General features: G+C 67.7%; 18 protein-coding genes. 8 read left to right on the plus strand and 10 right to left on the minus strand.

Annotation, left to right across the window (positions count from 1 at the left end; genetic code table 11):
- Positions 1-285 precede the first annotated feature (285 nt).
- Both ACH0BU_RS08380 and ACH0BU_RS08385 read right to left on the minus strand, forming a co-directional pair.
- Positions 286-1,335 (minus strand): GGDEF domain-containing protein, encoded by a 1,050-nt coding sequence (locus ACH0BU_RS08380; protein WP_231621837.1) that lies wholly within the window; start codon positions 1,333-1,335, stop codon positions 286-288.
- A 49-nt stretch (positions 1,336-1,384) separates the two neighbouring features.
- A complete protein-coding gene (locus ACH0BU_RS08385; RefSeq protein WP_125946367.1) occupies positions 1,385-1,924 on the minus strand; it encodes a peroxiredoxin in 540 nt (179 codons plus the stop codon).
- Between the two features lie 63 nt (positions 1,925-1,987).
- Between ACH0BU_RS08385 and ACH0BU_RS08390 the strand changes: the two genes are divergently transcribed.
- A complete protein-coding gene (locus ACH0BU_RS08390; RefSeq protein ID WP_500263922.1) occupies positions 1,988-2,836 on the plus strand; it encodes an inositol monophosphatase family protein in 849 nt (282 codons plus the stop codon).
- Between the two features lie 43 nt (positions 2,837-2,879).
- Here ACH0BU_RS08390 and clpB read toward each other — a convergent pair whose 3' ends face one another.
- On the minus strand, positions 2,880-5,459 hold the full coding sequence (clpB, locus tag ACH0BU_RS08395; protein ID WP_314472094.1) for an ATP-dependent chaperone ClpB: 2,580 nt from the start codon (positions 5,457-5,459) through the stop codon (positions 2,880-2,882).
- A gap of 245 nt (positions 5,460-5,704) precedes the next feature.
- On the opposite strand from clpB, the gene ACH0BU_RS08400 reads away from it, so the two are divergent.
- Both ACH0BU_RS08400 and ACH0BU_RS08405 read left to right on the plus strand, forming a co-directional pair.
- Positions 5,705-6,739, plus strand: a complete 1,035-nt coding sequence (locus ACH0BU_RS08400) for an alcohol dehydrogenase family protein (RefSeq protein WP_296222814.1) — start codon at positions 5,705-5,707, stop codon at positions 6,737-6,739.
- A 40-nt stretch (positions 6,740-6,779) separates the two neighbouring features.
- Positions 6,780-7,553: a class II aldolase/adducin family protein gene (locus ACH0BU_RS08405; protein ID WP_136451046.1), complete on the plus strand. Its 774-nt coding sequence runs from the start codon at positions 6,780-6,782 to the stop codon at positions 7,551-7,553.
- Between the two features lie 50 nt (positions 7,554-7,603).
- Here ACH0BU_RS08405 and ubiG read toward each other — a convergent pair whose 3' ends face one another.
- Positions 7,604-8,383, minus strand: a complete 780-nt coding sequence (gene ubiG / locus ACH0BU_RS08410) for a bifunctional 2-polyprenyl-6-hydroxyphenol methylase/3-demethylubiquinol 3-O-methyltransferase UbiG (protein ID WP_314472091.1) — start codon at positions 8,381-8,383, stop codon at positions 7,604-7,606.
- 52 nt (positions 8,384-8,435) lie between these two features.
- Here ubiG and ACH0BU_RS08415 point away from each other — a divergent pair, with 52 nt between their 5' ends.
- On the plus strand, positions 8,436-9,692 hold the full coding sequence (locus ACH0BU_RS08415) for an aspartate kinase (RefSeq protein ID WP_296222945.1): 1,257 nt from the start codon (positions 8,436-8,438) through the stop codon (positions 9,690-9,692).
- An 18-nt stretch (positions 9,693-9,710) separates the two neighbouring features.
- On the opposite strand, the gene ACH0BU_RS08420 is transcribed toward ACH0BU_RS08415, so the two are convergent.
- Together ACH0BU_RS08420 and ACH0BU_RS08425 are read right to left on the minus strand one after the other, a co-directional pair.
- Positions 9,711-11,192: an ABC1 kinase family protein gene (locus ACH0BU_RS08420; RefSeq protein WP_314472089.1), complete on the minus strand. Its 1,482-nt coding sequence runs from the start codon at positions 11,190-11,192 to the stop codon at positions 9,711-9,713.
- A gap of 4 nt (positions 11,193-11,196) precedes the next feature.
- Entirely contained in the window at positions 11,197-11,613 is a 417-nt protein-coding gene (locus ACH0BU_RS08425; protein WP_296223125.1) for a secondary thiamine-phosphate synthase enzyme YjbQ, read from the minus strand.
- A gap of 89 nt (positions 11,614-11,702) precedes the next feature.
- On the opposite strand from ACH0BU_RS08425, the gene ACH0BU_RS08430 reads away from it, so the two are divergent.
- A complete protein-coding gene (locus ACH0BU_RS08430; protein WP_314472118.1) occupies positions 11,703-12,689 on the plus strand; it encodes a nitronate monooxygenase in 987 nt (328 codons plus the stop codon).
- A gap of 42 nt (positions 12,690-12,731) precedes the next feature.
- Here ACH0BU_RS08430 and ACH0BU_RS08435 read toward each other — a convergent pair whose 3' ends face one another.
- The 3 genes from ACH0BU_RS08435 to ACH0BU_RS08445 all read right to left on the minus strand — a co-directional run bounded on the left by ACH0BU_RS08435 (position 12,732) and on the right by ACH0BU_RS08445 (position 16,105).
- The gene (locus ACH0BU_RS08435) at positions 12,732-12,938 is read right to left on the minus strand and encodes a hypothetical protein (RefSeq protein ID WP_500263923.1); all 207 of its coding nucleotides are present in this window, start codon (positions 12,936-12,938) and stop codon (positions 12,732-12,734) included.
- 84 nt (positions 12,939-13,022) lie between these two features.
- On the minus strand, positions 13,023-15,116 hold the full coding sequence (locus ACH0BU_RS08440; protein WP_500263924.1) for a S9 family peptidase: 2,094 nt from the start codon (positions 15,114-15,116) through the stop codon (positions 13,023-13,025).
- Positions 15,117-15,259: 143 nt separating this feature from the next.
- Positions 15,260-16,105, minus strand: coding sequence for an enoyl-CoA hydratase-related protein (locus tag ACH0BU_RS08445; protein ID WP_296222771.1), 846 nt, complete (start codon positions 16,103-16,105; stop codon positions 15,260-15,262).
- A gap of 135 nt (positions 16,106-16,240) precedes the next feature.
- Here ACH0BU_RS08445 and ACH0BU_RS08450 point away from each other — a divergent pair, with 135 nt between their 5' ends.
- The 3 genes from ACH0BU_RS08450 (at position 16,241) to ACH0BU_RS08460 (ending at position 18,000) form a co-directional block, all read left to right on the plus strand.
- The gene (locus ACH0BU_RS08450) at positions 16,241-16,912 is read left to right on the plus strand and encodes a glutathione S-transferase family protein (RefSeq protein ID WP_046407342.1); all 672 of its coding nucleotides are present in this window, start codon (positions 16,241-16,243) and stop codon (positions 16,910-16,912) included.
- Positions 16,912-17,283, plus strand: a complete 372-nt coding sequence (locus ACH0BU_RS08455; protein ID WP_046407341.1) for a tRNA-binding protein — start codon at positions 16,912-16,914, stop codon at positions 17,281-17,283. Before ACH0BU_RS08450 ends, ACH0BU_RS08455 begins: the two co-directional genes overlap by 1 nt.
- A gap of 141 nt (positions 17,284-17,424) precedes the next feature.
- Complete coding sequence (locus tag ACH0BU_RS08460; protein WP_046407339.1) at positions 17,425-18,000, plus strand: hypothetical protein; 576 nt, start codon at positions 17,425-17,427, stop codon at positions 17,998-18,000.
- 80 nt (positions 18,001-18,080) lie between these two features.
- Here ACH0BU_RS08460 and ACH0BU_RS08465 read toward each other — a convergent pair whose 3' ends face one another.
- Positions 18,081-19,313: an acyl-CoA dehydrogenase family protein gene (locus ACH0BU_RS08465; RefSeq protein WP_296222904.1), complete on the minus strand. Its 1,233-nt coding sequence runs from the start codon at positions 19,311-19,313 to the stop codon at positions 18,081-18,083.
- Between the last annotated feature and the right edge of the window lie 79 nt (positions 19,314-19,392).

Consider the following 19,392-nt stretch of genomic DNA (forward strand, 5'->3'; position numbering starts at 1 on the left):
TGGCCGGATCAGGCGATCGGGCTGACGGGAACGGCGGCGCTGATCATGAGCGCGGCGAAGATGAAGGCGCCGGCGAGGCTGGCGACATTCTGGTGAAGCTGGTTGAGGCGGACGAACATGGTGCAATTCCCTTGTGCTATCTGGCGGCCGGACCATCCGGCGCCGATGCTCAAGGCATTTGCATGGGGCGTGCCAAGTTTGACCGCCGAAGCAATATCAACCACTTAGCTGGTTCGCCGTTCAGGGTTGGGAAATATCGCCATCCGCGCGCGGTGGATCACACCATCAAACGGCGCTGAGTACCTGATTACGGCCGGCCGCCTTTGCCTGGTAGAGCGCGGCGTCCGCTCTCGCACACAGGACCTCGCGCGTTTCGCCGGCCGTGCCGGCGGCGAGCCCTGCGGAAATCGTCACCACGCCGATCGGGGCATCGGTCGCACGCGAGCGGAAGCGGCGCGCGGCAACCGCGCTGCGGGCGCGATCGACGATGCCGGTCGCAGTGTCCATGTCGACGCCGACGAGGAGCAGCGCAAATTCCTCGCCGCCATAACGCGCGACCAGCGCCGACCCGCTTTCGGCGGCGATCGTCTGGCCTACCGCGCGCAGCACCCGATCCCCGACGGCATGGCCGAACTGATCGTTCACGCGCTTGAAGTGGTCAATATCGCACAGTGCGAAGATCACCGGGGTGTGCGGGGCCAGCGCCGACAGCGCCTCGTCAAAGGCGCGGCGATTGGCCAATTCGGTCAGCGGATCCTGCCGCGCGTCGCTGCGTGCATCGGCGAGGGCGCTGCGGAGCGCCTCGCTTTCCTGTTCCGCCGCGGCCAGCCGTGCCTCCGCCTGGCGGACTCGTTCGATCATCGCGGCGGTGAGTTCGCTGATGTAGTTGCGCGTCGATGCGGGGTCCGCCTGTCGCATCGCGGCGGCGGTGGCGATCAGATCGCGGCCAAAGTCGCTGGTTTCGGCATGGATCGACCGGACGGTTTCCGAAAAGTCGCCCAATTGCATGGTGAGTTGCGCGACCAAAGCATCCTCGGCGGGGCGGGCGGGGGTGTCGTGCGGCTGCGTTCGGGCGAGCACGCCAAGTTCCGCCATATCCTGCTGCGTGAGGCGTACGCCGCCGTCGGTGCGCACGGCGACTGCCCGCGCCAGCGCGCCGTCCGGATGGCTCAATATTTCATGCGCCAGCGCATAATATGCCGGGTCGGCGCTGAGGCGGTGAATGGCGAGAAAGGCGCCAATCGCCTCATAGAGGCTGAACGCCTCCGTCTCGGCCGTGCTTACCTTCACCGTGCTGGTCCGCTTTCTTCCCCAGGCGCTGCCAGCCAGCGCCACGGGCGGTGTCCTGAGCTAGCGCGAAATCGCTAAGATAGCGTTGCGATTGTTACGACTTTGCGAGCCGGCGAACGGCGTCGAGGGTAAGGGCAACGTGACGCTCGGCGGACATGTCGTCATGCACGAAGGCGATGCGGCCGGTGCGATCGATGACGTAGCTGGTGCGGCGGGTGGCATCGCGGCCCTTCACCTGCCGGCCGAGCGCCACATCATAGCCGCTGACGACGCGCGGTCCCGCACTGGCCACTGCGAAGCGACCCGCGCATTCGGCGGCGGAAAACTTGGTGAGATCCTCGACCGAATCGGCGGACATGCCGATCACCGTCGCCCCCGCGGCGCGGAACTTGTCGATATTCTCGGCAAAGGCGCGCGCCTCCGCATTGCAGCCGGCGGTGAAGGCCGCGGGGAAGAAGTAGAGCACGACCGGCCCGTTCTTCAGCTGGCGGGCGAGATTGACGTTCACCACCTTGCCCGCGATCGCGCCCCGGGTGGTGAAATCGGGCGCCTTGGCGCCCACGGCCAGGCTCGCCCCGGCGGGAGCGGCGAGCGTAAGGGAAAAAGCGGCTGCAAGGGCAAGGACGTGGCGCACAGGGTATCTCCCGTTGGTGCGCCGGTTCTAGCGCGGCCGTGCGGGGCGCGATAGGGCTGCGCCATGCCGATCCGCCAAGCTGACCTCGCCCTTGCCCACCGCCTCGCCGATGCCGCGGGGGAGGCGATTCGCCCCTATTTTCGCGGCGAACTGGGCACCGAGATGAAAGCCGACCATTCGCCGGTCACGCTGGCCGATCGGGCGGCGGAGGCGGCGATGCGCCGGATCCTGGATGCCGAAGCGCCGGGCGACGCGGTGCATGGCGAGGAATATGGCATCAAGGACGGCGTGACCGGTCGCACCTGGGTGCTCGACCCGATCGACGGTACGCGCAGCTTCACCGTCGGTCGGGCGATTTTCGGCACGCTGATCGCGCTGGTCGAGGATGGCTGGCCGATGATGGGGGTGATCGACCAGCCGATCCAGCGTGAGCGGTGGATCGGCGCGGCGGGGCGGCCGACGCTGTTCAACGGGGCGCCGGTGCGCACGCGCGCCTGCCGCGAAGTGGAGGGCGCGATCCTGGCGACGACCAGCCCGCACGCCTTCAACGACGATGAAGTGCCGTATTTCATGGCGCTGGTCGCGGCGGTCTCCGGCGGGCACGCGCGGCAGGGGCCGGTCTATGGCGGCGACTGCTACAATTACGGGCTGCTGGCGAGCGGGCACCTCGACATCGTGTGCGAGGCGGGGCTGGCGCTGTACGATTTCGCCGCGCTGGCGCCGATCGTCGAGGGCGCGGGCGGGCGGATGTGCGACTGGAACGGTGATCCGCTGACGCAGGCGAGCACGGGGCAGGTGCTGGCGATCGGCGACCCGGCGCGGATGGACGAGGTGCTGGAGGCGCTGCACGCGGCGCCCGGCGCGCACGACCATGGGCATGGGCATGGGCATGGGCATGACCACGATCATTGAGCGGTAAAGGGGAGGGCGTGGGCGCGCCCTCCCCGGTTGCGGGTCAGACGACGGACAGCACGAGCTTCCCGTCGCCTTCGTCGACCCTGATCGTGCTGCCGTCCTTCACTTCGCCGCGCAGGATGAGATCGGCGAGCGGATCCTGCAGGTAGCGCTGCACCGCGCGCTTCAGCGGGCGGGCGCCATAGACCGGATCGTAGCCGACACGTCCGAGCCACGCGCGCGCGGCATCGGTGAGGTCGAGCGTCACCTTGCGATCGGCGAGCAGCTTGCCGACGCGCGCCACCTGGATGTCGACGATCGGCCCCATGTGCGCCTGACCCAGCCGGTGGAAGAGGATGATCTCGTCCAGCCGGTTGAGGAATTCCGGGCGGAAGTGCGCACGGACGATCTCCATCACCTGCGGCTCGACCGTTTCGACGTCCTCGCCCTCGCCGAGATTGGCGAGATACTGGCTGCCGAGGTTCGACGTCAGGATGATCAGCGTGTTCGAGAAGTCGACCGTGCGGCCCTGGCCATCGGTGAGGCGGCCATCGTCGAGCACCTGGAGGAGGACGTTGAACACGTCGCCATGCGCCTTCTCCACCTCGTCGAACAGCACGACCTGGTACGGCCGGCGCCGCACCGCTTCGGTCAGCACGCCGCCTTCCTCATAGCCGACATAGCCCGGAGGCGCGCCGATCAGCCGGGCGACGGCGTGCTTCTCCATGAACTCGCTCATGTCGATGCGGACCATGGCGTTGGGATCGTCGAACAGGAATTCGGCGAGCGCCTTGGTCAGCTCGGTCTTGCCGACGCCCGTCGGGCCGAGGAACAGGAACGAGCCCAGGGGGCGGTTCGGATCCTGTAGCCCGGCGCGGGCGCGGCGGACGGCGGTGGAGACGGCGCGCACCGCATCCTCCTGACCGATCACGCGCTTGCCGATCACTTCCTCCATCTTGAGGAGCTTGTCGCGTTCGCCCTCCATCATCCGCTCGACCGGGATGCCGGTCCAGCGGGCGACGACGGCGGCGATATCCTCCGGCGTCACTTCCTCGCGCAGCATCGCATTGGCCGCGGCGCCCTGCGCCTCGGCGAGCTGCTTTTCGAGCGCGGGGATGCGGCCGTAGGAAAGCTCGCCCGCCTTGGCGAGATCGCCCTGGCGCTGCGCCTGTTCCAGTTCGAGCCGCGCGGCGTCCAGCTGCTCCTTGAGCTTCGCCTCGCCCGCCAGCTTGTCCTTCTCGGACTGCCAGCGCTGGGTCAGTTCGGCCGACTGCTGCTCAAGATTGGCGAGTTCCTCCTCGATCTTCTCGAGCCGGTCCTGCGAGGCTTCGTCGGTTTCGCGGCGCAGGCCCTCGCGCTCGATCTTGAGGCGAAGGATGCGGCGGTCGAGCGTCTCGATCTCCTCGGGCTTCGACTCCACCTCCATGCGGATGCGCGAAGCGGCTTCGTCCATCAGGTCGATCGCCTTGTCGGGCAGGAATCGATCGGTGATGTAGCGGTTGGAGAGCGTCGCCGCGGAAACCAGCGCGCCGTCGGTGATGCGCACGCCGTGGTGAAGCTCGTACTTCTCCTTCAGCCCGCGCAGGATCGAGATCGTATCCTCCACGGTCGGTTCGCCGACGAACACGGGCTGGAAGCGCCGCTGGAGCGCGGGATCCTTCTCGACATATTTGCGATATTCATCGAGCGTGGTCGCGCCGACGCAGTGCAGCTCGCCGCGCGCGAGGGCCGGCTTCAGCAGGTTGCCCGCGTCCATCGCGCCTTCGGATTTTCCGGCGCCGATCAGCTGGTGCATCTCGTCGATGAAGAGGATGATGTCGCCTTCGGCGGCCTTCACCTCGTCGATCACGCCCTTCAGCCGCTCCTCGAACTCGCCGCGATATTTCGCGCCCGCGATCAGCGCGCCCATGTCCAGCGCCATCAGCGTCTTGTTCTTGAGCGTATCGGGCACGTCGCCGTTGGCGATGCGTAGCGCCAGCCCCTCGGCGATCGCGGTCTTGCCGACGCCGGGCTCACCGATCAGCACGGGATTGTTCTTGGTACGGCGGGCGAGGACCTGGATCGTGCGGCGGATTTCCTCGTCGCGGCCGATCACCGGATCGAGCTTGCCGTCGCGTGCCGCCTCGGTCAGGTCGCGGGCGAACTTCTTCAGCGCGTCGTAGCGATCCTCCGCGGTCGCAGTGTCGGCGGTGCGCCCGCCGCGCAGATCGTTGATCGCGGTGTTGAGCGCGTCGGCGCGCACGCCGGCGGCCTGAAGCGCCTTGCCTGCGGGGGTGTTGAGCGACAGCGCGAGCGCCACCAGCAGGCGTTCGACGGTGACATAGCTGTCGCCGGATTTCTGCGCGATCTGTTCGGCAGAATCGAGCACGCGCACGGCATCGTTGTTGAGGCCGGGCGTCGACTGCGCGCCCGAACCGCTGACCGCGGGGATTTTCGCGAGCGCGGCGTCGGTCTCGGTTACCGCGCGGCGCGCGTCGCCACCGGCGGACTGGATGAGGCCCGCGGCCATGCCCTGTTCGTCTTCCAGCAGCGCCTTCAACAGATGCTCGGGGCCGATCTGCTGGTGGCTCATGCGGATCGCAACTGTCTGCGCCGACTGGAGGAAGCCCTTGGCGCGGTCGGTAAATTTCTCGAGGTTCATGGTGTCCCTGTTTCCTTCGAGCATCATGTGGTGTTGCCGATTGGCAACACAAGAGAGCGATCAAGCGAAAGATGGCGACGCGCGGCGGGCGCGTCCAGAGGCGCATGTCTGGCCGGCATCTTCCCGACTTCCTTGTTGTCATCGGAGGCGAACTCCGCCGCGGGTATCCGGGATTTCCGAAGGACAGTTGACGCCTGCCTGGCGTTTGCGCTTCCCCTGTAGGCAAAGCGACACGGGAGCGGATCATGAAGGCTTTGCGGTATTTCGGCGCGCGCGACATCCAATACGGATCGACAGAGGACGCAGCGTTGCAGGACGACCGTGATGTGCTGGTCCGGGTGAAGCATTGCGCGATCTGCGGCAGCGACCTTCACATCTATCACGGCCACGGCTTTTCAGAGGATACGGGCTTTTGCGTCGGGCATGAGGCGGTGGGCGAAGTGGTCGAGACCGGCCGCGCGGTGCGCACCCTGAAATCCGGCGACCGGGTGATGATTTCGGCCGCGGTCGGCTGCGGCGCGTGTCCCGGGTGCCTGATGGGCCGGGTGCATGAATGCGAGAACAATGGCTCCGGCTGCTACGGGCTATCCGCGGCGCTGCAGGGTAGCCAGGCGGAAGCGGTGCGGGTGCCGGCGGGCGACGTTAACGCGCGGCGCATTCCGGAAGGTATCACCGACGAACAGGCGCTGATGCTGACCGATGCGCTGCCGACCAGCTGGATGGCGGTGCGCAATGCCGACATCAAGCCGGGCGCGAGCGTCGCGGTGGTGGGGCTGGGCCCGATCGGACTTATGGCAGTGGAGGGCTGTTTCGCAATGGGGGCCGGGCGGGTCTATGCGATCGACCTGGTGCCCGAGCGCCGCGCGATCGCCGAGGAGCTGGGCGCGGTCGGCGTCGATCCGGCCGAGGCGGTGCCGTTCATCCGTGAGGATAGCAAGGGGCGGATGTGCAGCAGCGTCGTCGAGGCGGTGGGCGCAGATGCGACGATCGACCTGTCGCTTCGGCTGGTGGGGAAATGGGGCACCGTGTCGTGCCTTGGCGTAAACCAGACGCGGCGCTTTCCGTTTCCGATGGAGCGCGCCTTCGCCAGCGGGCTGACGTTCCGCACCGGCACCTGCTCCGTGCCGCACTGGTGGCAGGAGCTGATCCCGATGGTGCAGAAGGGGCAGCTCAGGCCCGAACGCTACATCTCGCACCGACTGCCGCTGTCACAAGGCGCCGAGGCCTACGCCATCCTCGACCGGCGCGAGGCGCTGAAGGTGGTGATGACGCCGGAGTGAGGCTATAGTCGTGGGTAAATCGAACGAAGGAGAGTTTGCCATGGCCACGCTGGCGCCGGTCGACAACACCAACCAATATGCCCCCGGTGAGTGGGAGGCGCGGGTTGATCTGGCCGCGGCGTACCGCCTCGTCGCGCTATACGGCTGGGATGACCTGATCTTCACGCACCTGTCGGCGCGGGTTCCGGGGCCGGAGCATCACTTCCTGATCAACCCCTATGACATGATGTTCGAGGAGATCACCGCGTCGAGCCTCGTGAAGATCGATGTCGAGGGCAATCCGGTCGGCCATACCGATCATCCGGTGAACCCGGCGGGCTTTACGATCCATTCCGCGATCCACATGGCGCGGGAGGATGCCGCCGCGGTGATGCATCTCCATACGCCGCATGGCCAGGCGGTGAGCGCGATGGAATTCGGCCTGCTGCCGCACACCCAGACGGCGATGATCGCGCAGCACAATGTCGCCTATCATGACTATGAGGGCATCGCGACCGACCTCGACGAGCGCGAGCGGCTGGTCGCGGACATTGGCGACAAGCATGCGATGATTCTGCGCAACCACGGCACGCTGGCGGTGGGCGACAGTGTTGCATCCTGTTTCCTGCGGCTCTATTTCCTGGAGCGGGCGTGCGAGGCGCAGGTGCTGATGCTGTCCGCCGGGCGCGAGAACCTCAACAATCCGCCGCAGGGCGTGGAGGAGAAGGTCGCCGGGCAGAGCGCGCCGGCGGGCATGGGCAAGCTGGCCGAGAAGCTGGCGTGGCCGGCGCTGCTGCGCAAGCTCGACCGGATCGATCCCAGCTTCCGCAACTGAGGGCGCACGGCCGTCATCCGGTGCCTGCCGGGTGACGACCGGGGCGGATGTTATGTGCGGGTCGCGGTGACGAGGTAGTTCAGCGTCAGCGAGTCGGAGAGGGCGAAGCCGCTGGTCGGCGAAAAGGCGATGCCGCGCGTGTCGCGCACCGTGAAGCCGACGGCGGCGAGCATCTCGCCCAGTTCCTCCGGCGTGATGAACTTGTCCCAATCATGCGTGCCGCGCGGGATGCGGCCGGTGCCCTCGGCCAGCGTGATCATCGCGAGGCGCGACACGGGCGTGCGATTGGGGGTCGACATGATCAGCAGGCCGCCATCCGCGACCGCGCCCGCCAGCCCTGCGACGAAGGCCGCCGGATCGGCGACATGCTCGATCACCTCCATGCAGGTGACGAGATCGAACGTCTCGCCGGCCACCGCCTCCACGCCACCGGCGCGGTAGTCGATCACCAGCCCGCTCTGCGCAGCGTGATCGCGCGCGACCGCGATATTCTCCGCCGCGGCATCGATAGCGGTGACTGCGCCGCCCAGCCGCTTGAGCGGTTCGGCAAGCAGGCCGGCGCCGCAGCCGACATCGAGCACGGTCTTGCCCGCGAGCGGCGTGAAGCTGGCGGGATCGAGATCGAAATGCCGGTCGGCCTGTTCGCGGATGTAGCGCAGGCGCACCGGATTGAGCCGGTGAAGCATCGCGGATGAGCCGCGCGGATCCCACCATTCACTCGCCATGGCGCCGAAATGCGCCGCCTCGCGCGCCACCACGCTGGCGTGGCCGCTGCCGTCGCTTCCGGCGGGGGAGGGTGCGGTATCGGTTGTTACAGTTGCGTCGGCCATGACGCTTTCCTATCAGGCGCGCCTGTTTTCCCCAAGCACCCGAGAGTATCCCGTGGCCCGCATCGTCATGAAATTCGGCGGCACCTCGATGGCGGGGATCGAGCGGATTCGCTCGGTCGCGGCGCGGGTGAAACGCGAGGCGGCGGCCGGCAACGAGGTGGCGGTGGTTGTCTCCGCTATGGCGGGCGAGACCGACCGGCTGGTCAATTTCTGCCGGGAGGCCAGCGCGCTTTACGATCCCAAGGAGTATGACGTCGTCGTTTCCGCCGGCGAGCAGATCACCAGCGGGCTGCTGGCAATCGCGCTGCAGGCGATCGGCGTGCCGGCGCGTTCGTGGCTGGGCTGGCAGTTGCCGGTGAATACCTCGGGCGCGTTCGCCAAGGCGCGGATCGAGACGATCGACGCCGACGCGCTGCTGGCCAGCATGGGCGCGGGCGAAGTGGCGGTGATCCCGGGTTTCCAGGGCGTGCATAACGGCCGCGTGACGACGCTGGGGCGCGGTGGCTCCGACACGTCGGCAGTGGCGGTGGCGGCGGCGATCAAGGCCGATCGCTGCGACATCTACACCGACGTCGACGGCGTCTATACCACCGACCCCAGGATCGTGCCGCGCGCGCGCAAGCTCGCCAAGGTGACGTATGAGGAAATGCTGGAGCTCGCCAGCGTCGGCGCCAAGGTGCTGCAGACGCGGTCGGTGGGCCTGGCGATGAAGGAGAATGTCCGCATCCAGGTGCTCTCGTCGTTCACCGGCGACGATGCCCCGATGGCGGATACACTGCCCGGCACGATGATCGTGGGCGAAGAGGAGGTTGAAGACGTGGAACGCCAGCTGATCACCGGCATCGCGCACGACAAGAACGAAGCGAAGATCACGCTGACCGCGGTTCCGGACAAGCCGGGCTCGGTCTCGGCGATCTTCGAGCCGCTCGCCGCGGCGAACATCAACGTCGACATGATCATCCAGAATATCGCCCATGGTTCGGGCTCGACCGACGTGACGTTCACGGTGCCCTCGGCGGATCTCGCGCGATCGATCGAGACGCTGAACCAGGCGCGCGAGACGATCGGCTTCAAGGAGCTGGTGCACGATACGCGTGTGGCGAAGATCAGCGTCGTCGGCGTCGGCATGCGCAGCCATGCGGGCGTGGCGAGCACGATGTTCTCGACGCTGGGCGCGCGCGGGATCAACATCCAGGCGATCTCGACCAGCGAGATCAAGGTCAGCGTGCTGATCCATGAGGACGAGACCGAGCTGGCGGTGCGCGTGCTGCACACCGCCTACGGCCTAGACGCCGAAGAGGCCGCCTGAACCCCGCCGCCCGCGCCGCTAGGTCAGCATGATCGCCGCCGCGATGATGAGCGCGGCGACGATTAGGGCGGCCGCGAGGATGCGGCTGTCGAACGGCTGCGCCGGGGCAGGCGTTGGCGGGGCCTCCGCGCGGCGGACGAGCGCGCGGATCAGACGCGGGAGATCGTCGCCCAGGCGATCCACCTCCAGTGCGACGGCGGCGGCGCGGCGTGACCAGCGTTCGGGCGACAGCCGCTCCATCACCAGCCGCCCGCTGGCGCGGCGCATCGCGGCGGCGAGATCGAAGTTCGGCTCGATCGCGCCGAGCACGCCGTCGAGCGTGATTAGCGCCTTGAACAGCAGCAGAAGATCGGGCGGGAAGGCGAGCTTCTCCTCGCGCAGCGTGCCGAACAGGTCGGCGACGAGATCGGCCAGCACCAGACGGCGGCCGTGGCGGACCACCAGCCCCTCCGCGATCGGCATGAAGCGCGGGACCTGATGTTCCAGTTCGGCCCAGCGGGCGAGCGTTTCGGCGAGTAGCGCGGGATCGTCGGTCACCAGCGCCTGGACGAAGGCGATGAACTCCTCGCGCCGGCGCGGGCTGACATGGCCGATGAGGCCGAAGTCGATCATGCCGATGCGGTCGCCCGGCAGGCACAGGAGGTTGCCGGGGTGCGGATCGCCGTGGAAGCGGCCGTTGATGAGCGCCATCTGGAGCACGATGTCCGCGCCGGAACTCGCGATCACGGCGGGGTCGATCCCGGCTTCGCGCAGCATTTGACCATTGCGCGGGGGAACGCCGGGGACGTGATCCATCACGATCAGCGCATCGGACGTATATTCCCAATGGATTCGCGGGATGAGGACGCGGGCGTCGCGCGCGAAATCGTCGCGCAGCAGATCGGCGTTGCGGCCCTCATTGGCGAAATCGAGTTCGCCCAGGATCGCGCTGCCGAGTTGGCGGATGAGCTTGGTTGCGCCGAAGCGGCGTGCCTCGGTATTGGAGCGCTCCATCACGCGGGCGACTTCGCCGAGCAGGCGCAAGTCCGCCTCCATCCGCGGGCGGATGCCGGGGCGTCGGATCTTGACCACCACGGCGGTGCCATCATGCAGCGTGGCGCGGTGGACCTGCGCCATCGAGGCGGCGGCGAGCGGCTCGGGATCGAACTGGGCGAAGACCGTTTCGGGCGGCTCGCCGAGCGCGGCTTCCACCGCAGGGCGCAGGTCCTCGAACGGCAGGCGTGGGGCCGAGCTTTGCAGCTGTTCGAAGGCGGCGATCCATTCGGGCGGCAGGATATCCGCGCGGGTCGCCATGATCTGGCCGAGCTTCACCCAGGTGGGGCCGAGCGCCTCAAGCGCGCGGCGGGTGCGATCGGGGAGATCGAATGGCTCGGGCTGGTCCTGCGCGCTGCCGAGCCCGAGGCGGGCGAGCAGCACGTCGACGCCGAAGCGCGACATGACGGCGGCGACTTCGCCCAGCCGGGCGCGATCGCGGGCGGCGACTTTCAGCGTACCCAGCATCGCGTCACTCGCCGATCAGATGAAGCGCGACGCGCCGGCGGTGCGACGCGCGGCGATGTTCGAAGAGGTAGATGCCCTGCCAGGTGCCGAGCACCGGGCGGCCGTTCGTGACCGGGATCGACAGGCTGGTGGCGGTGAGCGCCGAGCGGAGGTGCGCGGGCATGTCGTCCGGCCCCTCATCGTCATGCTCGTAATCGCGCGATTCGGGGGCGATGCGCGCAAAGTAGCGCTCCATGTCGCGGCGCGCGGCGGGGGCGGCATTTTCCTGGATCAGCAGCGAGGCGGAGGTGTGGCGGATGAAGAGGGTGAGCAGACCCTGTTCGATGCCGGTCGAGGCGACCCAGTTTACGACATCGCGGGTGAATTCGTGAAGCCCCTGGCCGGGCGCAGTAACAATCAATTCGGTGGCGTGCTGCCGCATGTTTGTCTCCGCCGCGCGACCCGTGTAGCGGCGCGGTGATGAACGATACCACGATCGACCGTTCCGGTTCCGCCCGTCTCGCCCGCCGCATGGCGCGCGGCGCCGCATTCCTCGGCAGCGAAGTGGCCATCATGGCCGGTGCGATGAGCTGGGTTAGCGAGCGCAACCTCGTCGCCGCCATGTCCAACGCCGGCGGCTTTGGCGTGATCGCGTGCGGCGCGATGACGGTGGAGCTGCTCGACAAGGAAATCGCCGCGACCAAGGCGCTGACCGATAAGCCGTTCGGCGTGAACCTGATCACCATGCACCCCGATCTGATGGCGCTGATCGAGGTGTGCGGTAAGCATGAGGTCGGCCATGTCGTGCTCGCGGGCGGGCTACCGCCGAAGGGATCTCTGGAGGCGATCAAGGCGTCGGGCGCCAAGGTCATCTGCTTTGCGCCGACGCTGGCGCTGGCGAAGAAGCTGATCCGTTCGGGCGTCGATGCGCTGGTGATCGAGGGTTCGGAAGCGGGCGGGCATATCGGCCCGGTGTCGACCAGCGTGCTGGCGCAGGAGATCCTGCCGGCGATTGCCAATGACGTGCCGGTGTTCATCGCCGGCGGCATCGGCCGCGGCGAGGCGATTGCGGGCTATCTCGACATGGGCGCGGCTGGCGTCCAGCTCGGCACGCGCTTCGTCTGCGCGACCGAATCGATCGCGCACCCGAAGTTCAAGCAGGCGTTCATCCGCGCCTCTGCGCGCGATGCGGTGGCGAGCGTTCAGATCGACCCGCGGCTGCCGGTGATCCCGGTGCGCGCGCTGAAGAATGCCGGGGGCGAGCTGTTCACCGCCAAGCAGCGCGAAGTGGCGCAGGCGCTGGACGAAGGTGCGGTCGCGATGGCCGAGGCGCAGCTTCAGATCGAACATTATTGGGCCGGTGCGCTGCGCCGCGCGGTGATCGACGGCGATGTCGAGCATGGCAGCGTGATGGCGGGCCAGTCGGTCGGCATGGTGACCAAGGAAGAGCCGCTTGCGGATATCATCGCGTCGCTGATGGCCGAGGCGGCGCAGGCGCTGGAACAGCGCGCGACCTGATCAGGCAAACGAGCAGGGCCATTGCCGCGGCGCGGCGGTGGCTCAGCGAGTCAGCTGGTGCGCCGTCCAGGTGACCAGAATCGAGGCGCTGGCGAGGCCGAGGTCGACCCCGGCCTGGAAACGGGCCGGCGAGGTGTCGGCGCGCTCATGCGTCAGGATGCGGATGTCCGCGCTAGGCGGGTCGATCATGGCGAGCGCGGCGAGCGACAACGTGCCGGCGACGATCGAGATCTGGCGGCGCTTTTCCATCAGAGGATCATACGCCCGCTCGCGGAGTCGCGCCAAACGATTATGGCATGGCGGCGAACGCGCGGTCCGCCGCCATGCCGATGATCAATTGGCCGGGGTGGATGCCGCCGGCGCGGCGTTGCGGTAGCGATCGAACCAGGCAAGGATTGCGCTGGCCTTCGCCGCCGATTGCGACGGGCGGCTGGTGAAGCCGCCGTGGCTGGCGCCGGGCACCTTCACCAGCGCGGTCGGGACGCCGGCGATCTGGAGCGCGGCATAATATTGCTCACTCTCGCTGACGGGGGTGCGGTAATCCTCGCTGCCGACGACGACGAGCGTGGGGGTCTTCACGTTGCCGACGAGGCTCAACGGCGAGCGGTTCCAGTAGCTCATGGGATCTTCCCACGGCAGCTTGGAGAACCAGTAGCGCGGCGTGAACAGCGTGTTGTCCATCGTCAGCGCCTCGCTAATCCAGTTGATCACGGGCTTTTGCGTGGCCGCCGCCTTGAAGCGATCGGTCTTGCCGACGATCCAGGAGGTGAGCACGCCGCCGCCCGAGCCGCCGGTCACGAACAGATTGTTGGGATCGGCCACGCCCTCCGCGATCGCCGCGTCCACCGCGGCCATCAGGTCGTCATAGTCCTCGCTGGGATAATTCTTGTCGATCAGGTTCGCGAACTCGGCGCCGTAGGAGGTGGAGCCGCGCGGGTTGGTCCACAGCACGGCATAGCCGGCGGACGCATAGAGCTGGACGTCGGTGGCGAAGCTCGGGCCGTAGGCGGAATGCGGGCCGCCGTGGATTTCGAGGATCAGCGGCACGCGGGTGCCCGGCTGCCAGCCCGGCGGGGTGGCGAGCCAGGCGTCGATCGGGCGGCCGTCGGGCGCGGTCACCGCGATCTTGCGCACCGGCGCCAGCGTCTTGGAGGCGGTGAGCACGGCGTTGAGGTTGGTCAGGCGACGCGCCTTGCCGCCGCTCGACACCCACACGTCCGCCGGGGCCGAGGCGTCGCCGCCGGTGTAGGCGATGGTGCCGCCGCGCGAGACGGAGAAATCGCCGCCCGTATAGGGGCGATCGAGCCCGCCGCCGGCGAGGTTGTCGGCAAGCACCGTCGAACGTCCGTCAAGCCCGATGCGGGCGAGCTTGCGCTGCCCCTTGTCGTCATAGCTGACGTAGAGCGCGCGGCCGTCGCCGGCCCACTGCGCGTCATCGATCGAACGATCGAGCGACGCGGTGAGCGAGCGCGGCGACGCTGCATTGGCGTCACCGACGTACAGTTCGGCGTTGGTATAAGCGCGGCGCTTGTCGTCGAAGCCGATCCAGGCAATCCGGCTGCCGTCGCTGGAGAAGCGCGGTGCGCCGTCGGGCCCATCGCGGCTGGTGAGTGTGCGCAATGCACCGGTGCGGGCGTCCACCGCGATCACCTCGGAATTCATCACCTGACGCTCGGCATCCGGGCCGCGGATGGCGGAGAACAGGATGGTGCGGCCGTCCGCGCTCCACGACAGCGGGCCGCCATCATCGAACTTGCCGAAGGTCAGCTGCTGCGCCGCGCCGCCCTCCGCCGAGACGACGAAGACATGGTCGTAGCCGGGCTTGCGATAGCCGGGGCCGTCGTTGCGATAGGTGATGCGATCGATCACCTCGAGCGGTTCGGCCCATTTCGCCCCCTCCGGCTTGGCGGGTGCCTTGCCGAGCTTGGTCGGTTCGCCAGCGACGGTCGCGATGTACGCGAGACGCGTGCCGTCGGGCGACCAGGACAGGCTGTTCGGATCACCCGGCAGGCTGGTCACGCGCGTGCTGGCGCCGCTGCCGATCCAGCGGACGAAGAGCTGGGCGCGGTCGCCGTCGGCGGCGACATAGGCGATCCGCGTGCCGTCAGGCGACCAGCGCGGGCTGGAGCCGCTGGCGGCAAAGGGCGTCTGCTTTCCGCTGGCGACATCGATCAGCCACAGTGAGGACTGCATCCGGTCGGTCATGATGTCGCCGGTGCGGCGGACATAGACGATGGTGCGGCCGTCCGGGCTGATCTGCGGATCGGCCGCGATCGAGAGGCCGAACAGGTCGTTGCCACTGAAGGTGCGGCTGGGGCCGTCAACCGGCGCGGCGTTCGCCTGCTGCTGCGCAAGCGCGGGGGCTGGGGCGGCGAGGACGGGGGCGGCGAGGACGGAACAGGCAAGGAGAAAAGCGAAACGGCGCATTGGGTTACTCCGGTGGATGCGCGGTTGAAGCGCAGCAGGGGGGCGGGGCGCAAGCAAGCATCGTGCGCGCGGCATTGCAGTTCGGGCATGGGTCCGCGCCGCTTCCGGCAACGGTGAGGGCGGCGATGGCGGGGCGAGTGCCGTCAGCGGCCCCACCAAGGGTAGCCGGGCGGCATGTCGGTGGCGATCCGCCCGGGGAAGGCGGGGGGGCGCTTTTCCAAGAAGGCGGCGACGCCCTCGCGCACGTCGGGCCCGGCGCCGAGCGTCATGGCGAATCCGCCATCGACCTTGAGCGCGGCGGCGGGCGATGGCTCGCCAGCGAAGCGCCACAGCATCTGGCGGGTCAGCGCGATCGAGACGGGAGCGGTGTTCTCGGCAATCTCGCGCGCGATTTCGTGGGCGCGGGCGAGCAGGATGTCGGCGGGGACGACCTCGCTGACCAGTCCGCCGCGAAGCGCCTCAGCCGCGTCGAACAGTGCGCCCGACAGGCACCAGCGCAGCGCCTGGGGCAGGCCGACGAGCTGCGGCAGGAACCAGGCGCTGCCCGCCTCAGGGACCAGCCCGCGGCGCGCGAAGACGAAGCCGAAGCGCGCGGTGTCGGCGGCGATGCGGATGTCGCATGGCAGGGTGAGCGTGGCGCCGACCCCGACCGCAGCGCCGTTGATCGCGGCGATGATCGGCTTGGGACTGTCGAACAGCGCGCCGACGAAGCCGCCGCCGTCCTGCCGCGGCTTGCCCTCGGCGGCGAAATTAGGCCCGCCGCTGCCGAAGCTGTCGGCGCCGCCGGAGATGTCCGCGCCCGCGCAGAAGCCGCGGCCCTCGCCAGTCAGGATGATGACACGCACCTTCTCCTCGGTGCCCGCCTTGCGCACCGCTTCGGCCAACTCAGCCCCCATTACCGCGGTATAGGCGTTCATCTTCTCCGGGCGGGCGAGCATGATCGTCGCGATCGGGCCATCGATCGTGTAGCGGATCTGTTCAAAGGTCATCGGCCTCTCCTGATGATGCGGATCCTGCGTCCGCTTGCGGCACGGCATAACCTGCCCCGGCGTGACACGCCATGCGGTGGCGCAAGTTCGCCGAAGCGCCTTTCACTGGCCGGCTTGGCGGCCTAACGATGGGGCATGTGGCAGCTCCATCAATTTCCTTTGTGTCCCTTCACCCGAAAGGTCCGCATCCTGCTGGGCGAGAAGGACGTCGGCTATGAGCTGGTGCGGGAAATGCCGTGGTCGCGGCGGGACGAGTTCCTGCACCTGAACCCCGCCGGGCAGACGCCGGTGATGGTGGATGGCGAGCGCGGCACGGTGCTGATCGATTCGATGGCGATCTGCGAATATTTCGAGGAGACGGTCGATCGCGCGGCGATGATCAACGGATCGGCCGCCAACCGCGCCGAGATCCGCCGCCTGACAACCTGGTTCGACGCGCAATTCTTCCGCGACGTCAGCCAGCCGTTGATCGAGGAGCGGATGGTGAAGCGGCTGGTGCTGCGCCAGTCGCCCAACGCCGCCCGGCTGCGCGAGGCGATGAAATCCGCGATCGGGCATCTCGATTACATCGATTACCTGCTCGACCATCGCAAATGGATGGCGGGCGCGACGATCAGCCTCGCCGACCTTGCCGCCGCGGCGCATATCTCGGTCGCGGATTATCTTGGCGGGATTGACTGGTCAGGGCATACCCATGCCAAGGCGTGGTATTCGGCGTTCAAGAGCCGCCGCAGCTTCCGGCCCTTGCTGGCCGAGCGGATGAGCGGGATCGAGCCGCCTGATTATTACGAGAACCCGGATTTCTGATGCACGCCAATCATGATGCCGGCGCCCCGGCGGCCGAGACGATCAGTTTCGACGATTTCCTGAAGGTCGACATTCGCGTCGGCACGATCGTGTCGGCCGAGCCGTTCCCGGAAGCGCGCAAGCCGGCGCTGAAGCTGGTGATTGATTTCGGGGCGGTGATCGGGCGCAAGAAATCGTCGGCGCAGATCACCGAGAACCATGCCGCCGAGGATCTGGTCGGCAGGCAGGTGATGGCGGTGGTGAACTTCCCGCCGCGGCAGATCGGCCCGGTGATGAGCGAAGTGCTGACGCTCGGCTTTCCCGACGCGGCGGGCAAGGTGGTGCTGGCTGCGCCGACGCTGGCGGTGCCCGACGGCGGGCGGCTGTTCTAGGTCGTCCCGTTTCGGCCACAGTAGTGTTGCTGCAATGCAACACGATTTCTTTGTCTCGCAAGTGCAGCAACTTGCGGGAACCCTGACGGTTTGAACGTGTGGACCGCGCATCAAGCGGCGGCCTCGTGATAAGGTATTGTGATGAAGAAGTTGCTTTCGGCGGCCGTTGCCGCCGCTTTTGTGATTCCGTCTGTGGCCGCGGCGCAGGAGACCACCAGCGACGGTTCGCGCGCGTTCGGGATCGATCCCTATGTCGGCGTGCTGGGCGGCTATGAAGGCTTCGAGAGCGCACCGGGCGGCGGCATCCCCGTGTCGCAGCCGGGCAACCGCCTGAAGGGCGGCCTGGTCGAGGGCGTGGTCGGCGTGAACGTGCCGCTCAACAGCTTCTTCGTCGGCGTCGAGGGCAATGCGGCCAAGGGCTTCACCGGCGACATCGACTGGGAATATGGTGTGCACGGCCGGGTCGGCGCGCGCGCTGGTGAGACTGGCCTCATCTACGTTAAGGCCGGCTATCGCTGGGTCAACTTCGACCGCTACGGCAACGACAGCCGCGACTATGGCCGTATCTCCTACGGCATCGGCGGCGAGTTCGGCCCGTCGGCGATCGGCCTGGACGGTCTGGTCAAGAAGGAAGGCATCCGCATCCGCGCCGAAATCGCCACCACCGGCGATTTCGAGACGGTGCGTCCGATGCTGGGCGTGATCGGGCACTTCTGATCCCCGCGCCGAGCTAGCGAAAGGGGGCTCCGGCGCAGGCCGGGGCCCCTTTTTTCGTGCAATCGGAGCGGGGAGCTTGGTCAGAGCCCCAGCACCTGTTTGGCGATGATGTTGCGCTGGATTTCGTTGGAGCCGGCGTAGATCGGGCCGGCGCGCTCGTTCATGTAGCGCAGCGGTGCGAGCGCGTGCCATTCCTCGCCCGAGACATAGCCGTCGGCGGGCGGCGTGTGGCGGGGGACCGGGCCGCCGGGCATGGTGGCGTGGGGTTGATAGACGAGGCCGCGGTCGCCCGCCGCCTCCATGGTCAGTTCGGTCAGTGTGCCGGCGAGTTCGGTGCCCATGATCTTCATCATCGACGACAAGGCGCCGACGCTGCCATCGTCGTTCGCGGCCGAGAGCAGGCGGAGTTCCATGATCTCCAGCACGTCGGCGCGGATCCGCGCGCGGGCGAGCTTGGTGGCGAAAACCGGGTCATCGAGGAGCGGCGCGCCGTCGCTGCCGATGGTTTCCGCCGCATAGCGGGCGATGGCGTCGGCGCGGGCCTTGAGCGCGGGGGTGTAGGCATTGCCGCCGCGTTCGAATTCGAGAAGATATTTCGCGACGCTCCAGCCGCGGTCGATCTCCCCCATCACGTTCGCCTTGGGCACGCGCACGTCGGTGAAGAAGACCGCGTTCTGGATCTGCTCGCCCGAGGCCATGGTGAAGGGGCGGACCTCAACGCCGGGCGTGGTCATGTCGATGAGGATGAAGGTGATGCCCTGCTGCGGGCGGCCTTCCTTCGAGGTGCGGACCAGTGCGAAGATCCAGTTCGCCTCATTGGCGTGGGTGGTCCACACTTTCTGGCCATTGATGATGAGGTCGTCGCCGTTCTCGATGGCGCTGGTCTGCAAGGATGCCAGATCGCTACCCGAGCCGGGTTCGGAATAGCCCTGACAGAAGAAGATTTCCCCGGACAGGATGCGCGGCAGGAAGAAGCGTTGCTGCTCGGGCGTGCCGTATTTCATGATGACATAGGCCACCATCGAAATGCCCATCGGCGACAGGCCCGGTGCGCCGGCGGCGATCCGCTCCCGATTCCAGATGTAATGTTGTGCCACCGTCCAGTCGGTGCCGCCGTGCTCGGGCGCCCAGTGCGGTGCCGCCCAGCCCTTTTCGACCAGGATCTGCTGCCATTTCATGCTGGCTTCGTGATCGGCATAGACGCTGGTGGAGAGGCGGCCGGCGCGTTGCAGATCGGGGGTGAGCGCGGTGGCGAGAAAATCGCGCACCTCCGCCTCGAACGCCCGTTCTTCGGGGCTCCACGTCAGGTCCATCCGGCCTCTCCTAAGTCGCTCGCGGGGTTGCACCCCCGTCACGAGGGTCTATGTCGCAGCCGGTTTCCCTAATCCAGAG

Source organism: Sphingomonas olei (assembly GCF_045369765.1).
Taxonomy (GTDB): Bacteria; Pseudomonadota; Alphaproteobacteria; order Sphingomonadales; family Sphingomonadaceae; genus Sphingomonas; species Sphingomonas panaciterrae.

Excerpts from the sequence above, each read along its gene's own strand:
- ACH0BU_RS08390 (WP_500263922.1), top strand. The coding sequence starts at position 1,988 with ATGCCGATCCGCCAAGCTGACCTCGCCCTTGCCCACCGCCTCGCCGAT.
- clpB (WP_314472094.1), bottom strand. The coding sequence starts at position 5,459 with ATGAACCTCGAGAAATTTACCGACCGCGCCAAGGGCTTCCTCCAGTCG.
- ACH0BU_RS08400 (WP_296222814.1), top strand. The coding sequence starts at position 5,705 with ATGAAGGCTTTGCGGTATTTCGGCGCGCGCGACATCCAATACGGATCG.
- ACH0BU_RS08405 (WP_136451046.1), top strand. The coding sequence starts at position 6,780 with ATGGCCACGCTGGCGCCGGTCGACAACACCAACCAATATGCCCCCGGT.
- ubiG (WP_314472091.1), bottom strand. The coding sequence starts at position 8,383 with ATGGCCGACGCAACTGTAACAACCGATACCGCACCCTCCCCCGCCGGA.
- ACH0BU_RS08420 (WP_314472089.1), bottom strand. The coding sequence starts at position 11,192 with ATGCTGGGTACGCTGAAAGTCGCCGCCCGCGATCGCGCCCGGCTGGGC.
- ACH0BU_RS08425 (WP_296223125.1), bottom strand. The coding sequence starts at position 11,613 with ATGCGGCAGCACGCCACCGAATTGATTGTTACTGCGCCCGGCCAGGGG.
- ACH0BU_RS08430 (WP_314472118.1), top strand. The coding sequence starts at position 11,703 with ATGGCGCGCGGCGCCGCATTCCTCGGCAGCGAAGTGGCCATCATGGCC.
- ACH0BU_RS08435 (WP_500263923.1), bottom strand. The coding sequence starts at position 12,938 with ATGGAAAAGCGCCGCCAGATCTCGATCGTCGCCGGCACGTTGTCGCTC.
- ACH0BU_RS08440 (WP_500263924.1), bottom strand. The coding sequence starts at position 15,116 with ATGCGCCGTTTCGCTTTTCTCCTTGCCTGTTCCGTCCTCGCCGCCCCC.
- ACH0BU_RS08445 (WP_296222771.1), bottom strand. The coding sequence starts at position 16,105 with ATGACCTTTGAACAGATCCGCTACACGATCGATGGCCCGATCGCGACG.
- ACH0BU_RS08450 (WP_046407342.1), top strand. The coding sequence starts at position 16,241 with ATGTGGCAGCTCCATCAATTTCCTTTGTGTCCCTTCACCCGAAAGGTC.
- ACH0BU_RS08455 (WP_046407341.1), top strand. The coding sequence starts at position 16,912 with ATGCACGCCAATCATGATGCCGGCGCCCCGGCGGCCGAGACGATCAGT.
- ACH0BU_RS08460 (WP_046407339.1), top strand. The coding sequence starts at position 17,425 with ATGAAGAAGTTGCTTTCGGCGGCCGTTGCCGCCGCTTTTGTGATTCCG.
- ACH0BU_RS08465 (WP_296222904.1), bottom strand. The coding sequence starts at position 19,313 with ATGGACCTGACGTGGAGCCCCGAAGAACGGGCGTTCGAGGCGGAGGTG.